The sequence below is a fragment of the Streptomyces tibetensis genome (assembly GCF_007655005.1).
Classification (GTDB): domain Bacteria; phylum Actinomycetota; class Actinomycetes; order Streptomycetales; family Streptomycetaceae; genus Streptomyces; species Streptomyces tibetensis.
On the sequence record NZ_SZVW01000040.1, the window covers coordinates 16292 to 31342 of the forward strand.

At 72.5% G+C, this 15051-nt stretch carries 11 protein-coding genes; 5 read left to right on the top strand and 6 right to left on the bottom strand.

The features are described 5' to 3' along the window. Window positions 1–30: 30 nt before the first annotated feature. The 5 genes from FDO69_RS40545 to FDO69_RS40565 all read left to right on the top strand — a co-directional run bounded on the left by FDO69_RS40545 (window position 31) and on the right by FDO69_RS40565 (window position 6029). Window positions 31–1884 (top strand): ABC transporter substrate-binding protein, encoded by a 1854-nt coding sequence (locus tag FDO69_RS40545; RefSeq protein ID WP_104789189.1) that lies wholly within the window; start codon window positions 31–33, stop codon window positions 1882–1884. Between the two features lie 18 nt (window positions 1885–1902). Further along, window positions 1903–2952 carry an ABC transporter permease gene (locus tag FDO69_RS40550; protein WP_104789191.1) on the top strand — a complete coding sequence of 350 codons (1050 nt, stop codon included), beginning with the start codon at window positions 1903–1905 and terminating at the stop codon, window positions 2950–2952. Between the two features lie 70 nt (window positions 2953–3022). Beyond that, the gene (locus FDO69_RS40555; RefSeq protein WP_138430296.1) at window positions 3023–3916 is read left to right on the top strand and encodes an ABC transporter permease; all 894 of its coding nucleotides are present in this window, start codon (window positions 3023–3025) and stop codon (window positions 3914–3916) included. Then, entirely contained in the window at window positions 3913–5004 is a 1092-nt protein-coding gene (locus tag FDO69_RS40560; protein WP_138430298.1) for an ABC transporter ATP-binding protein, read from the top strand. Before FDO69_RS40555 ends, FDO69_RS40560 begins: the two co-directional genes overlap by 4 nt. Then, window positions 5001–6029: an ABC transporter ATP-binding protein gene (locus FDO69_RS40565; protein WP_104789198.1), complete on the top strand. Its 1029-nt coding sequence runs from the start codon at window positions 5001–5003 to the stop codon at window positions 6027–6029. The genes FDO69_RS40560 and FDO69_RS40565 overlap by 4 nt, the downstream gene beginning before the upstream one ends. A gap of 66 nt (window positions 6030–6095) precedes the next feature. Here FDO69_RS40565 and FDO69_RS40570 read toward each other — a convergent pair whose 3' ends face one another. From FDO69_RS40570 to infB, 6 genes are all read right to left on the bottom strand, one after another. Next, on the bottom strand, window positions 6096–7049 hold the full coding sequence (locus FDO69_RS40570) for a bifunctional riboflavin kinase/FAD synthetase (protein WP_104789200.1): 954 nt from the start codon (window positions 7047–7049) through the stop codon (window positions 6096–6098). 170 nt (window positions 7050–7219) lie between these two features. Beyond that, complete coding sequence (locus tag FDO69_RS40575; protein WP_104789202.1) at window positions 7220–10783, bottom strand: trypsin-like peptidase domain-containing protein; 3564 nt, start codon at window positions 10781–10783, stop codon at window positions 7220–7222. 256 nt (window positions 10784–11039) lie between these two features. Further along, the gene (gene truB, locus FDO69_RS40580; RefSeq protein ID WP_104789205.1) at window positions 11040–11945 is read right to left on the bottom strand and encodes a tRNA pseudouridine(55) synthase TruB; all 906 of its coding nucleotides are present in this window, start codon (window positions 11943–11945) and stop codon (window positions 11040–11042) included. Beyond that, on the bottom strand, window positions 11942–12391 hold the full coding sequence (gene rbfA / locus FDO69_RS40585; RefSeq protein WP_104789207.1) for a 30S ribosome-binding factor RbfA: 450 nt from the start codon (window positions 12389–12391) through the stop codon (window positions 11942–11944). The genes truB and rbfA overlap by 4 nt, the downstream gene beginning before the upstream one ends. A 32-nt stretch (window positions 12392–12423) precedes the next feature. After that, entirely contained in the window at window positions 12424–12717 is a 294-nt protein-coding gene (locus FDO69_RS40590; RefSeq protein WP_104789210.1) for a DUF503 domain-containing protein, read from the bottom strand. Between the two features lie 133 nt (window positions 12718–12850). After that, on the bottom strand, window positions 12851–15051 hold a 2201-nt coding region (infB, locus tag FDO69_RS40595; protein WP_104789212.1), incomplete at its 5' end, for a translation initiation factor IF-2.

The following is a 15051-nucleotide window of genomic DNA, read 5'->3' on the forward strand; positions in this document are numbered from 1 at the left end:
CCCGTCCGAGCGATGACGCGAGGTCCGACCATGGGCACGAACGATCAGAAACGCAGCCTCCCGCACGGCCTCCGGCTCGTCGCCCTGGCCGGGGCCGCCGCGCTCACCCTCACCGCCGGTCTCGCGACCCCGCTCGCCCCGGCGCCCCAGCAGGCCCGGGCGGCCGACGACGGCAAGAAGGTGCTGACCGTCGCCGTGGCGCAGAGCGTGGACTCGCTCAGCCCGTTCCTGGCGGTCCGGCTGCTCAGTACGAGCATCCACCGGCTCATGTACGAGTACCTGACGAACTACGACCCCAAGGACAACCACGCCATCGCGGGCCTGGCCACCAAGTGGGAGCCCTCGCCGGACAAGCTGACGTGGACGTACACGATCCGGTCCAACTCCAAGTGGTCCGACGGTCAGCATGCCACCGCCGAGGACGCGGCGTGGACGTTCAACAAGATGATGACCGACACCGGCGCGGCCACGGCGAACGGCAGCTACGTCGGGAACTTCAGGAAGGTGACGGCCCCGAGCCCCACCGAGTTGGTCATCGAGCTGAAGAAACCGCAGGCCACGATGGCCGCGCTGGACGTGCCGATCGTGCCGAAGCACGTGTGGGAGAAGGTCTCGGACTTCTCCGAGTTCAACAACGACAAGAGCTTCCCGGTCGTGGGGAACGGCCCGTTCGTGCTGAGCGGTTACAAGGCCGACAGCTACGTCCGGCTCAAGGCCAACAAGAGCTTCTGGCGCGGGTCGCCGAAATTCGATGAGCTGGTCTTCCGCTACTACAAGGACCAGGACGCGGCCGTGTCGGCGCTGCGCAAGGGCGAGGTGTCCTTCGTCGCCGGGTCCCCGTCCCTGACGCCCGCTCAGGCGGAGTCGCTGAAGGGCGCGGACGACATCCAGGTCAACGACGCCCCCGGCCGCCGCTTCTACGCCCTCGCCACCAACCCGGGCGCGAAGGCGAAGAACGGCGAGAAGTTCGGTGACGGGCATCCGTCCCTGCTGGACCAGCGGGTGCGCAACGCGCTGTTCCGGGCCGTGGACCGCGAGGCCATCATCGACAAGGTCTTCCGGGGTCACGCCGTCGAGGGCGAGGGTTACATCCCGCCGCGCTTCCAGGACTACTTCTGGAAGCCCTCCGCGGACCGGAAGCTGGCGTACGACCCGGCCGAGGCCGCCCGGCTGCTCGACCAGGCGGGGTACAAGAAGAACGGCGACGGCAAGCGCGTCGGCAAGGACGGCAAGCCGATCACCTACCGCGTGCTGTGCCACGCCACCGACCCGAACGACAAGGCGGTCGGCAAGTACCTCCAGGAGTGGTGGGGCGAGCTCGGTATCGGGGTCCAGCTCAACTGCCTGGACAACGTGACCGACCCGTGGCTGGCCGGCAAGTACGACCTGGCGTTCGACGGCTGGTCGGTCAACCCCGACCCGGACTTCGTGCTGTCCATCCACACCTGCGGGGCGCTCCCGGCGACCCCGAAGGACACGGGCGCGACGGACAACTTCATCTGCGACAAGAAGTACGACGAGCTCTACGCCCGGCAGCTCACCGAGTACGACCCCGCCAAACGGGCGGACATCGTCAAGCGGATGGAGTCGCGGCTGTACGACCTCGGGTACATGAACGTCATGGCGTATCCGAACGCGGTCGAGGCCTTCCGGACGGACCAGATCAAGTCGATCACGACCATGCCGGCGAAGGCGGGCAACATCTACGGGCAGGACGGCTACTGGAGCTGGTGGTCGGCGGTCCCCGCCGACTCCGACGGCTCCTCCGACACCGCGTCGTCCACGGGGGTCGTGGTCGGGATCGTCGCGGGGGTCGCCATCCTCGGCGGCCTCGGCGCCTTCGCGGCGATGCGGCGGCGGGCCACCGCCGAGGAACGCGAGTGAAGCGGCGAGCGGGTACTCATGACCGCTGACGCGACCCCCGCGCTGGTCGAGGACAAGCAGCGGACGGCGGCCGGGCCGCGGGTGCGCAAGAGCTCCGCGTACCCGCGGTACCTGGCGGGCAAGGTCGCCGGTGCCGCCGTGTCGCTGCTGGCCGTCCTCGTGACCAGCTTCTTCCTCTTCCGGCTGATCCCCGGCGACCCGGTGAAGACCATGACGGGCGGCCGTCAGGTGTCGGCGGAGCAGCTGGCCGCCTATCGCGAGGAGTTCGGGCTCGACCTGCCCTTGTGGCGGCAGTTCACCGACTACTGCGGCAAGGCGCTCACGGGCGACTTCGGGACGTCGTACCAGTTCCGGGCCCCCGTCATCGACAAGATCACCGAGGCGCTGCCGAACACCCTGCTGCTCACGGGGACGGCGTTCGTCCTCTACACGGCACTGGGCATCTTCCTCGGCACCCGGTCGGCCTGGCGGCACGGCAGGCTGGGCGACCGCCTCAACACGGGCCTCGCGCTGACGCTGTACTCCATCCCGTCCTTCTGGCTGGGGCTGCTGCTGATCATCGTGCTGTCGGTGGGCATCGGCCCGCTGCCCGGCATGTTCCCGACCGGCGGCATGGAGTCGGGCGGCGAGGAGGGCTTCGCCTATGTCCTGGACGTGGCGCACCATCTGGTGCTGCCGGTGGTGACGCTGGTGGCCGTGGAGTACGGGCAGACGCTGCTGGTCACGCGGTCGGCGCTGCTGGACGAGATGGGCAGCGACTATCTGACGACCGCACGGGCCAAGGGGCTGCGCGACGACCTCGTACGCCGTCGCCACGCCGTGCCGAACGCGCTGCTGCCGACCGTGACGCTGATCTTCATCAACCTCGGCCGGACAGTGGCGGGCGTGATCCTCGTGGAGACGGTGTTCTCCTGGCCCGGCCTCGGCGGGCTGTTCTACCAGGCGCTGAGCGTGCCCGATCTGCCGCTCGTGCAGGGCCTGTTCTTCGTGTTCGCCGCCGCGGTGATCCTGATGAACACCCTCGCCGACCTGGTCTATCCGCTGCTGGACCCCCGGGTGGCCCGATGACGACGACCGAGACGGTTGCGAGCCCACGTGCCCTGGCCCGGCAGCGGCGCCGGGCGTCCGTCGCCCGCTTCTGGCGGCAGTACCGCTCCGAGCGCGCGGGGCTGTACGGGCTGACCGCGCTGTCGTCTGGCGGCAGTACCGCTCCGAGCGCGCGGGGCTGTACGGGCTGACCGCGCTGTCGCTGTGCGCACTGCTGGCGCTGTTCGCGCCGCTGTTCGTCGGGTCCGACGTGAGCAGCGTGACCGACGCGCCGGGGCGTCCGATGCAGAGCCCGAGCGCCGGGTTCCCGCTCGGCACCGACCAGTTCGGGCGTGACCTGCTGGGCCTGGTGATCTGGGGTTCGCGGGTGTCGCTGCTGGTCGGGCTGCTCGCCGCCGTGCTGTCGGTGGCGATCGGCACCCTGATCGGCGTGACGGCGGGGCACTTCAAGGGCTGGTACGCGACGGTGATGATGCGGATCACCGACTGGTTCCTGGTGATGCCGACGCTGGTGCTGGCGATCGCCCTGGCGACCGTGATGTCCCGCTCGCTGACCACGACCGTCGTGGCGATCGGCGTGACCACCTGGCCGACCACGGCCCGACTGGTGCGCGCCCAGACCCTCGCGGTGGAGACCCGGCCGTACATCGAGCGGGCACAGGCGCTCGGCGGCGGGCACTGGCACATCATGTCCCGGCACGTGCTGCCCAACGTGATGCCGCTGGTGCTGGCCCAGACGACCCTGATCATCTCCTCGGCCATCCTCGCGGAGGCGACGCTCGCCTTCCTGGGCCTGGGCGACCCCACCGTCGTGTCGTGGGGCGGACTGCTCCAGGACGCGCGCGAGGCGGGCGCGGTCAGTGCCGGGGACTGGTGGTACCTGGTGCCGCCGGGCATCGCCATCGCCGTGGTGGCGCTGGCGTTCACGCTGTGCGGCCGGGCCGTGGAGGCCGTTCTCAACCCCAGGCTGGGGGTGTCGCGTTGAGTCTGCTCGACGTCAGGAACCTGACGGTGACGTACGCGGGCGGGGCGGCCGCCGTGCGCGGCGTGGATCTGCGGCTGGACGCGGGCCGCAAGCTCGGCCTGGCCGGCGAGTCCGGCTGTGGCAAGTCGACGCTGGCGCTGGCCCTGCTGCGGCTGCTGCCGGCGGGCGCCCGGATCACCGGGGAGGTGCTCCTCGACGGAGAGGACGTGCTGGCCATGAAGTGGGGCCGGGTCCGGGCGGTCCGCTGGGCCGGGGCCTCCGTCGTCTTCCAGGGCGCGATGCACTCCCTCAACGCCGTGCACCGCGTCGGCGACCAGATCGCCGAGCCGATCCTGCTGCACAGGAAGGCCACGGCGGCCGGGGCGAAGAAGAAGACCGGGGAGCTGCTGGAGCAGGTCGGCCTGCCGGCCGCCCGGGCGGACGCCTACCCGCACGAGCTGTCCGGCGGCCAGCGCCAGCGCGTCATGATCGCCATGGCACTGGCCTGCGACCCGCGGCTGATCATCGCCGACGAGCCGACCACCGCGCTCGACGTGATGATCCAGGCCCAGATCCTCCGGCTCATCGAGCAGCTGGTCGCGGACCAGGACCTCGGCCTGATCATGATCAGCCACGATCTGGCGGTCCTGGCCGACACGTGTGACCGGCTGGCGGTGATGTACGCGGGCCGGGTGGTCGAGGAGGGGCCCGCCCGGCAGGTGTACGAGGACGCCCGGCACCCGTACGCCCGGGCCCTGTCGGCCGCGTTCCCGCGTATCGGCGACCCGGCGTCCCGGTTCGCGCCGCAGGGGCTCGCGGGCGACCCTCCGGACCCGGCCGCGCTGCCGTCGGGGTGCACGTTCCATCCCCGGTGCCCGGTGGCGCTGGAGTCGTGTTCCGCGCAGGACCCGGTGCTGCGCGCGGCGGGACCGGAGCGGCGGGCGGCGTGTGTGCTGGTCGGGCCGCCGGGAGCCGAGGCCCGCGGAGAGCGCGCTACGGCGGAACCCGGGGGCCGGGGGAAGGACCCGACCGACGGACCGGGAGCCCTTGAGGAGCGGACGGCCGAGGGCCCGGAGGCCCTGGAGGAAGCGAGGCGCAGCACACCATGACCACCTCCCCCACGGCCCCCGAGGTCACCACGGCCCCGCTGCTGAGCGCCCGGGGCCTCCACGTCACCTTCCCCGGACGGCACGGCGGCCCCCGGGCCCGGGCGGTGGACGGCGTCGACCTCGACATCCACCCCGGCGAGATCGTCGCCCTGGTCGGTGAGTCCGGCTGCGGCAAGACGACCCTGGCCCGCAGTCTGCTCGGCCTGGTCCCACCGACGGCGGGCCGGGTCACTTTCGACGGCCGCCCGCTGGAGTACTCCGGCCGCTCCCTCAAGGCCTACCGCAAGCGCGTCCAGCTGGTCCTCCAGGACCCGAGCGGCTCCCTCAACCCCCGCCACACGGTGTACGACGCGGTCGCCGAGGGCCTGCGCATCCACGGCCACGGCGGCGACGAACGCACAGCGGTCGCCGAGGCCCTGTCCCGGGCCGGACTGCGCCCCCCGGAGCGCTTCTTCCTGCGCTACCCGCACGAACTGTCCGGCGGACAGCGCCAGCGGGTGGTCATCGCGGGCGCGCTGGTCCTGGAACCCGAACTCCTCGTCGCCGACGAGCCGGTGGCGTCCCTCGACGCCTCGGTGCGCGGCGAGATCCTCGCCCTGTTGCTACGACTGCGGACCGAACTGGGCCTGTCCGCCATGGTGGTCACGCACGATCTGGGCCTTGCGTGGAACATCGCCGACCGGGTCGCCGTGATGTACCTCGGCCGGATCGTGGAGACGGGCGCGGTGGAGCAGGTCCTGACGGCACCTCGGCATCCCTACACCCAGGCCCTGCTGTCCGTGCTCCCGGAGGCTCCGGGCGCCCCGGTGGTCCTCACGGGCGAGCCCCCGGACCCGTCACGCGTACCGTCCGGCTGCCGCTTCCACGCCCGCTGCCAGATCCTGGCCAGTGGAGAGGCGGAGGCAGCGGGGGTGGCGGACGCGTGCAGAGGCCAGGACTTGGCGGTGCTGAGCGGGGGCGGAGAATCGCAGGTGGCATGTCACTGGGCAGCTGCGTACGCGCCCCAAAGGGGCGCGGGGCTGTAACGATGTGCGGCTCCGCCGCGTGGGCGCGACAAGCCCCCACACACCCGCAGACGGCCCACCAGCGGACTAGGCAGCCCCCTCGGCCGCCACCAACTCCCTGCACTTCTCGACGTCCTGCCCCATCTGCACCAGCAACGCGTCCAGCGTCTCGAACTTCGCCTGCCCCCGCACGAACGCCAAGAAGTCGACCGCGACATGCAACCCGTACAGATCGAGCCCCACCCGGTCGATGGCGTACGCCTCCACCGTCCGCTCGGTCCCCTCGAACTGCGGATTCGTCCCGACGGAGATCGCCGCCGGCATCGCCTCGCCCTGGGCGTGCAGCCAGCCGGCGTAGACGCCGTCGGCCGGAATGGCGGTGTGCGGCAGCGTCTCGACGTTGGCGGTAGGGAAACCCAATTCGCGTCCGCGCTGGGCGCCCCGGACGACGACGCCCTCCACCCGGTGCGGACGTCCCAGGATCTCCGCCGCGCCCTGGACGTCGCCCTCGGCGACCAGCCGGCGCGTCAGCGTGGAGGAGAACGGCTCCCCGCCGCCCGCCTCACCCGTCACGTACAGGTCGACGACCTCGACCTCGAAGTCGTAGGTCTTGCCCTGCGTGGACAGGAACTCCACGTTCCCGGCGGCCTTGTGGCCGAAGCGGAAGTTGGGGCCCTCGACGACGGCCTTGGCGTGCAGCTTGTCGACCAGGACCTTGACGACGAAGTCGGCCGGGGACAGCTTCGAGAACTCGGTCGTGAAGGGGAGGATGAGCACCGCGTCCACGCCGAGGTCCGCCATGAGTTCGGCGCGGCGGTGGTGCGGGGCGAGCAGCGGCGGGTGGCTGCCGGGGCGGACGACCTCGCTGGGGTGCGGGTCGAAGGTCACGACGACGGCGGGCACGCCCAGTTCCCGGGCGCGGTCCACGGCATGCCGGATGATCAGCTGGTGCCCGCGGTGCACTCCGTCGTAGGAGCCGATGGTGACGACGCTGCGCCCCCAGTCCTGGGGGATGTCCTCCAAGCCACGCCAGCGCTGCACTGTGCCTGCTCCTTGTCGAAAACTCGTCGAACCCGTGTCCGGTCGGTTGTCCGTGGTTGCCTCGTGCGCAGGTCTAAGGGTGCCATGCCGGGTGCCTCCCGCCCGCATCGGCATGGGGGCTGTGACAGGGCGCACGACACCGTACTGCGGCCCCGGCCCCGGGAGGCCGCTCACACGGGGGCGCCGGCGCCCGCCAGGTTCCCGATCATCCGGTGGGAACTGGGCCCGACCAGCGCCTCCCATTCGCCGGGCGCGTCGGCCAGCCAGGCGGCCACGCGGGCGGCGAAACCGGGCACGTGCCGGCCCAGGTCGACCAGGGCGCGGTCGAAGCGGGTGGCGCCCTGAGGGGTGCGCACGAGGAGCAGCCCGATGCGGTGGACGAGGTCGCGCAGGTCGTCACCCCCGTTGCGGGCGGCGGCGTGCAGCAGTGCGTCCAGGACGTCGGTGTCGTGCTCACGGGCCAGGAGGACGTCGCGCAGTTCGCGGCGCAGCGGACGCGAGGCCGGGATGCCGGGCGGGGTGAGGACGGCGGCCAGGGCGCAGCGCAGCCGCACGTCACCGTCCTCCAGCAGGCCTGTGACCAGCGGCAGGAGCACGGGCCGGGCGTCTGGGCCCCGGTCGAGCCGCTGGTCCGCGTACGCGGCCACCTGCCCGGCGAGTTCCGGCCGCCCGCGCGCCGCCCGGCACAGTAGCGCGGCGATCCGCCGGGCCAGATCCGGCGGCGTCGCGTCGGAGAGTGCCCGCAGCGCCTCCTCCGCGTCCGGCCGCTCCAGCCGGGCCGCGAACGCCCCGAGGACCGGCTCGGGGTCGGTCAGGAGGGCGCCGGCCAGCGCGTCCGGCGAGAACCGCGGGTCGCCCGCCGCAAGGTGCTCCAGCGCCCGCGGGAGATAGCGGGCCCGCGTGTGGGGATCCTGGACGAGGAGGGCGAGTGCGCCGCCGTGCAGGGCGCGGTCGGCGGGGCGGGCGAGCAGGGTGAGGGCCGCGTAGCGCAGGAGGGCCCGGTCGCCTCCCGTGCTCACGTGCGGCGCGACGCGCAGTCCGTGCGCGACCGCGGCGCTGCGCCGCGCGGGCCGCTCGTCGCGCGCCCACCGGTCGGCGGCCCGGCACACCGCCGACGGCTCCTCCTCCGCGAGCACCGCGAGCAGTTCGTCGGCCCGTGGGTGCGCGCGGTCGACGAGCACGTCCGTCAGTTCGTCCAGGGCGGTGTGGCGGTGGGTGTGCAGCAGCACCTGCGCGGCCGTGGCCACGGTCGCGTGCGGGGTGGCGGGCAGCGGCTGCTCGTCGTCGAACCAGCGGACGAGCTGGGGCTGCACGGCGGTGGGGTCGGCCGTGAGGAGTCCGGCGACGGCGTCCAGGAACCGGGGCCCGGCCTCGCACGGCGGCCGGTCGGCATGGACCAGCCGCCGCAGCAGCGCGCAACGCGCCTCCAGCGGAAGCCGTACGCCGGTCCAGAAGGGGGGTCCGAGCTCCTCCGGGACGGGCCGCTCCTGCCGCCGACAGGCCACGATCCGGTCGGCGAGCAGCCGCAGCACGTCCGTGTACGGTGCCGCGTCGGGCAGGGCCGACAGCGTCCCGGCGAGCAGCCGTACGGCCCACCAGGACCGCGGGTCGGCGTCCAGCGCGTGCACCAGGTCCGCCAGGCGGGAGGCCAGGTGACCGGCGCCGTGCTGGCGGGCGAGGCACAGCAGGGCCTGGATCACCGGCCCGATGCGGTGACGCGGCACGGGGTCGGTCTGCGCGTCCTGGCCGCGGTGGACGAGGGCGTGCAGCGCCTCGTCGAGGTCGAGGTGCGTGCCGTGGAGCCAGTCGGCGAGCCCCTCGTGCGCGAAGCGGTAGCCGGGTCCGGCCGGCACGAGCAGGCCCTCGGCGAGCACGGCGGACGCCCAGCCCGAGCAGCCGCCGAGCCGCTCCGGCCCGGTGCCCCACGGGAACACCGCCTCGAACGCCTCCCGGTCCAGGTCGCCCTGCCCCGGGCCGAGGCCGCGCCGGGCGGCTTCGTGCACCTGCCCGGCGACCCTGGCCGCCAGCCGGCGTACGGCCGTGCCGTGCAGGCCGTTGCCGGTGGCCAGCCGGTTGGCGATGCGCAGCGCCATCAGGTCCAGGTAGGCGGAGAAGACTTCGTCCCGGCCGACGGGGCCCGCGAGCAGGACCGGCGTTTCGGACGCGTCGGTGAGCTCGTCCCGGATCTCGGCGAGCAGGCGCAGGGTGAGGGGGTGGCGGGCGTCGGTGCCGGCGAGGGCGCCCTCGCCGATGCCGTACCGCAGCCGGGCCTCCCTGGCCTCGTCCTCGGTGAGGTCGCCGAGTCGTACGCACGCCGGACCGTGCAGCAGTCCGGACACCTCCTCCCAGTACTCCGGCCGGCAGGCCATCACCAGCCGCGCTCCCGTCTCCGTGAGCCACCGCAGGGTCCCGCCCGCCCAGTCGGCCGAGCGGCGGCCCGCCGCCGGGGGCATCTCCTCGGGACCGTCCAGGAGGAGCAGCAGCGGCCTGCCGAGCGAACCGGCCAGGCGGGCGAGGCGCTCGGGCGACATCTCCCCGGCATCGGCCGGGGAGGACAGGGAGAGCGGAGAGGGGGCCTGCGCGCCGAACACCACGGGGACGGCCCGGGCCAGCGCTCTGCGGACCGCGTCCGCCACCGACGTGTCGTCGTCCCGCAGGTCGCAGCCGCGCAGCCAGAGCGTGGGATGCCCGCTGCGGGCGCGGCGCGCGGCGAGCGCGGCGAGTTCCGTCGTGCGACCGCTGCCGGGTGCCCCGACGAGGCCGAGGACGGCCGCCGTGCCTGCCGCGAAGGCGTCGAACTCGGCGGCCGCACTCTCCCGTTCGACCGGCTCCGGGACTCCCGTCCCGCCGGGCGGGCCGACCAGCCCCACCGATGCGCCGGTCAGCTCCAGCACCCCGGCGAGGTTCAGATCGGCCCCGAAGGCGGGGACCGTAGAGGCGTTCTCGGCGAGCAGCCCGGCGAGCGGGCCCGCCGCTGCGGCGATCCCCGCCCGCAGCGGTACGGCGAACCCGACGTCGCGATGGCCGGAGCTGAGCGCGGTGCCGAGGACCGCGACGACGGCGCCGGTCCCGGCGTCGAGCACGGGGCCGCCGGCCGCTCCACCGCCCGGCCGCAGCGCGTCCCGCCCCGCCGTGCCGACCGCCAGCTCCAGCGCGTCGTCGAGGCGGTGGAAACGGTCCGTGGCCGCGTATGTGACGGAGGCCGGGCCCAGCACCCGCGCCTCGCGCCAGCCGCCGGCGGCGATCCGTACATAGGCGCCGGTCCCTGCCCCGTCCCGAACGGTCACGGGCAGCGGCGGTACACCGAGCCCCTCGGTCCGTACGAGGGCCAGGTCCAGCGCGGGCAGCGGGGTGACCGCGTCGGCGGACACGACCCGGCGGCGGCCATCGGCCCCGTGCAGCACGAGCCGGGGCAGGCCGTCGACGGCCTCGTGGCTGGTGATCAGCGTGCCGTGGTGGTCGGCCAGGAAGCCGGTGCCGCGGGGGCGGCCGGCCAGGTCGTGGATACGGACGAGGCGGTCGTCGGGGACCGCCCCCTCGTCATACCCTGCCGTCCCGGGACCGAGGGCCACCCGCCTCTCGTGCCCTGCTGTTCCGGGGGCCGGGACCGCCCCGCCCTCCTGACCTGCCGCAGGAGCGGGGGCCGTCCCGCCCTCGTGCCCTGCTGTTCCGGGGCGGTCCGGGGAGCCTTGTGGGCTGTCGTCCGTCTCCCGGGACCGGTTCCGCGACGTCATCGTCGAGCCTCCCCGCCGTACACCCGTGCCCTCGTGTTCGACAGTAGGGGCGAGATGATCAGCGGGACAGATCGCTCTGTGAAAGCGCCCCCTTCCGCTCCCCCGGTTCACTCCGAGCGCCCGCACAAACGGGTGAAGGAAGGGGAGCGGCTGGATACACCCTAGGGGTGGGGGAACCGAGGGGGGACCGTGGAGCGGCGGCCGTGGAGGTACCCGTGGCCGCCGCTCCACGGGCGGACACCCGCTCCCCGAGCCGTCAGGCGAAGACGGCCAGACTCCTGGCCTTGCCCCGCTGCTCCTCGACGAGAGCGAGGAAGCGGCCCTCCGGGTCGAAGACGGCGACGGGGCCGGCGCCCGCGTACGTCTCGGGCATCTCCAGCCGGACGCCGTTGGTGAGCAGCTTGGCCCGCCGGGCGTCGACGTCCCAGCGGGGGAACGCGGCGGCGGCGGCCTCGGCCATCGGCATCACGGTCAGTTCCTGCTGGAGCTGGTCGAGGGTGCGGGCCGCGTCCAGCTTGTAGGGGCCGACGCGGGTGCGGCGCAGCGCGGTGAGGTGACCGCCGACCCCCAGACCGGCGCCCAGGTCGCGGGCCAAGGCCCGGATGTAGGTGCCGGAGGAGCAGACGACCGAGACGACCAGGTCGAGGACGGCCGTGCCGTCGTCGGCGACGGCGTCCCGGACGTCGTACACGCCGAAGGACGAGACCGTGACCGGCCGGGCCGGGATCTCGAACTCCTCGCCCTCCCGGGCCCGCTTGTACGACCGCACGCCGTTGATCTTGATGGCGCTGACCTTGGAGGGCACCTGCATGATGTCGCCGGTCAGCTCGGCGATACCGGCGTCGATGGCGTCGCGGGTGACCTTGGAGGCGTCCACGGAGGAGGTGATCTCCCCCTCGGCGTCGTCCGTGAGGGTGTTCTGCCCGAGCCGGATGGTGCCCAGGTACTCCTTCTCGGTCAGCGCGAGGTGGCCGAGGAGCTTGGTGGCCTTCTCGACGCCGAGGACGAGGACGCCCGTCGCCATCGGGTCGAGGGTGCCGGCGTGCCCGACGCGTCGTGTCCTGGCGATGCCGCGCATCTTGGCGACGACGTCGTGCGAAGTGAAGCCCGACGGCTTGTCGACGATGACAAGGCCGTCGGGCGTGGTGTGCTTCTGGGTCATTCGGCGCTGTCGTCCGTCTCGTCGTCCTCGGGCTTGCGGTACGGGTCGGCCTCGCCGGCGTACTTGGCGCCCGCGGACGCCTCGCGCACCTTCTCGTCGGACTCGCGCGCCTTGTCGAGGAGGTCCTCGATGGCGCGGGCGTTGTCCGGGAGGGCGTCCATGACGAACGCCAGGGTCGGCGTGAACTTCACACCGGCGGCCCGGCCCACCTCGGAGCGCAGGATGCCCTTGGCGCTCTCCAGGCCGGCGGCGGCCGCCGCGCGTTCCTCGTCGTCCCCGTACACCGTGTAGAAGACGGTCGCCTCCCTGAGGTCACCCGTGACCCGGGTGTCCGTGATGGTGACGTGCGAGCCGAGCCGCGGGTCCTTGATCCCGCGCTGCAGCTTCTGGGCCACCACCTCTCGGATGAGGTCCGCCAGCCTCTTAGCCCGCGCGTTGTCGGCCACTGGTCCGTCTCCTTAAGTGCTTTCTTGTCGCTTCAGTCTTCGTCGCCGTGGAGCCTGCGTCGAACCGAGAGCAGTTCGACTTCGGGCCGCCCGGCGACGAGCCGCTCACAGCGGTCCAGTACGTCGGTGAGGTGTCCCGGCTCCCCCGAGACCACCGCGAGCCCGATCTCGGCCCTGCGATGGAGGTCCTGGTTCCCCGTCTCCGCCGCACTCACCCCGTACTTGCGCTGGAGTTCGGCCACGATCGGGCGGACGAGAGAGCGTTTTTCCTTGAGCGAGTGGACGTCGCCGAGGAGCAGATCGAAGGACAGAGTCCCCACGTACATGTGTGTATCCGGATGTCCCGCCGGTTCGGGGTACGGGCGCCACGCTTCGACGCGAATACGGGAACCGTACACGCAACGGCCGGGGCCGATCGACGGAATAAGTCCCGTCGATCGGCCCCGATCGTGGCTCAGGTCAGACGCGCGGCTTCTCGCGCATCTCGTACGTCGCGATGACGTCGTCGACCTTGATGTCGTTGAAGTTGCCGAGGTTGATACCGCCCTCGAACCCTTCGCGGATCTCGGTGACGTCGTCCTTGAAGCGACGCAGACCCTCGATGTTGAGGCTCTCCGCGATCACCTTGCCGTCGCGGATGAGGCGCGCCTTGGTGTTGCGCTTGACCTCGCCGGAGCGGATGAGAACACCCGCGATGTTGCCCAGCTTGGACGACTTGAAGACCTCGCGGATCTCCGCCGTACCGAGCTCGACCTCTTCGTACTCCGGCTTGAGCATGCCCTTGAGGGCCGCCTCGATCTCCTCGATCGCCTGGTAGATGACCGAGTAGTACCGGACGTCGACACCCTCGCGCTCGGCCATCTGCTGCGCACGCCCGGCGGCGCGCACGTTGAAGCCGATGACGATGGCGTCGGAGCCCATGGCCAGGTCGATGTCGGACTCCGTGACCGCACCGACACCGCGGTGCAGGACGCGGATGTCCACCTCTTCGCCGACGTCCAGCTGGAGCAGCGAGGACTCGAGCGCCTCGACGGATCCGGAAGCGTCACCCTTGATGATCAGGTTCAGCTGCTGGACCTCGCCGGCCTTGAGCACCTTGTCCAGGTCCTCGAGCGAGACACGGCGCGTGCGCTTGGCGAACGCGGCGTTGCGCTCACGGGCGGCGCGCTTCTCGGCGATCTGACGGGCCGTACGGTCCTCGTCCACCACCAGGAAGTTGTCGCCCGCACCCGGGACGTTGGTCAGGCCCAGGACCTGGACCGGCGTCGAGGGACCGGCCTCGGCAACGCTGTTGCCGTTGTCGTCGTGCATCGCCCGGACGCGGCCGTACGCGTCGCCGACCACCATGGTGTCGCCGACCCGCAGCGTGCCTCGCTGGACGAGGACCGTCGACACGGCACCGCGGCCGCGGTCGAGGCGGGACTCGATCGAGATGCCCTGCGCGTCCTGGTGCGGGTTGGCACGCAGGTCGAGCGAGGCGTCGGCGGTGAGGACCACGGCCTCCAGCAGGGAGTCGATGTGCAGACCCTGCTTGGCGGAGATGTCGACGAACATGGTGTCGCCGCCGTACTCCTCGGCCACCAGGCCGTACTCGGTCAGCTGACCGCGCACCTTGGTCGGGTCGGCGCCCTCGACGTCGATCTTGTTGACCGCGACGACGATCGGGACCTCGGCCGCCTTGGCGTGGTTGAGCGCCTCGACCGTCTGCGGCATGACGCCGTCGTTGGCCGCGACGACGAGGATCGCGATGTCCGTCGACCGCGCACCACGGGCACGCATGGCGGTGAACGCCTCGTGACCCGGGGTGTCGATGAAGGTGATCTTGCGCTCTTCTTCGTTGACCTCGGTCGCGACCTGGTAGGCACCGATGTGCTGGGTGATGCCGCCGGCCTCGCCCGCGATGACGTTCGTCTTGCGGATGGCGTCGAGGAGCCGGGTCTTACCGTGGTCGACGTGACCCATGACGGTGACGACGGGCGGGCGGACCATCAGGTCCTCCTCGTCGCCCTCGTCCTCGCCGAACTCGATGTCGAAGGACTCGAGGAGCTCGCGGTCCTCCTCCTCCGGGCTGACGATCTGAACCGTGTAGTTCATCTCGCCGGCGAGGAGCTGGAGCGTCTCGTCGGAGACGGACTGCGTGGCCGTGACCATCTCGCCGAGGTTCATCATGACCGCGACGAGCGACGCCGGGTTGGCGTTGATCTTCTCCGCGAAGTCGGTGAGCGAGGCACCGCGCGACAGGCGAACGGTCTCGCCGTTGCCGCGAGGCAGCATCACACCGCCGACCGACGGGGCCTGCATGGCCTCGTACTCCTGGCGCCTCTGCCGCTTCGACTTGCGGCCACGACGCGCGGGACCGCCGGGACGGCCGAAGGCACCCTGCGTGCCACCACGGCCACCGGGACCACCGGGACGACCACCGAAGCCGGGACGGCCACCGCCGCCGGGACCACCGGGACGACCGGCGAAACCGCCGCCACCGCCACCGGGACCACCGGGACGACCGGCGAAGCCGCCGCCACCGCCACCGGGACGACCGGCGAAGCCGCCGCCACCCGGGCGACCGGCGCCGCCGCCACCGGGACGACCGCCGCCACCGGGACCGCGGCCGCCGGGGCCACCGCCGCCGGGACGCGGGCCGGCAGCAGGACGCTGCGGCA

Coding starts and splice junctions, on each gene's coding strand:
- FDO69_RS40545 (WP_104789189.1), top strand. CDS start 31: ATGGGCACGAACGATCAGAAACGCAGCCTCCCGCACGGCCTCCGGCTC.
- FDO69_RS40550 (WP_104789191.1), top strand. CDS start 1,903: ATGACCGCTGACGCGACCCCCGCGCTGGTCGAGGACAAGCAGCGGACG.
- FDO69_RS40565 (WP_104789198.1), top strand. CDS start 5,001: ATGACCACCTCCCCCACGGCCCCCGAGGTCACCACGGCCCCGCTGCTG.
- FDO69_RS40575 (WP_104789202.1), bottom strand. CDS start 10,783: ATGACGTCGCGGAACCGGTCCCGGGAGACGGACGACAGCCCACAAGGC.
- truB (WP_104789205.1), bottom strand. CDS start 11,945: ATGACCCAGAAGCACACCACGCCCGACGGCCTTGTCATCGTCGACAAG.
- FDO69_RS40590 (WP_104789210.1), bottom strand. CDS start 12,717: ATGTACGTGGGGACTCTGTCCTTCGATCTGCTCCTCGGCGACGTCCAC.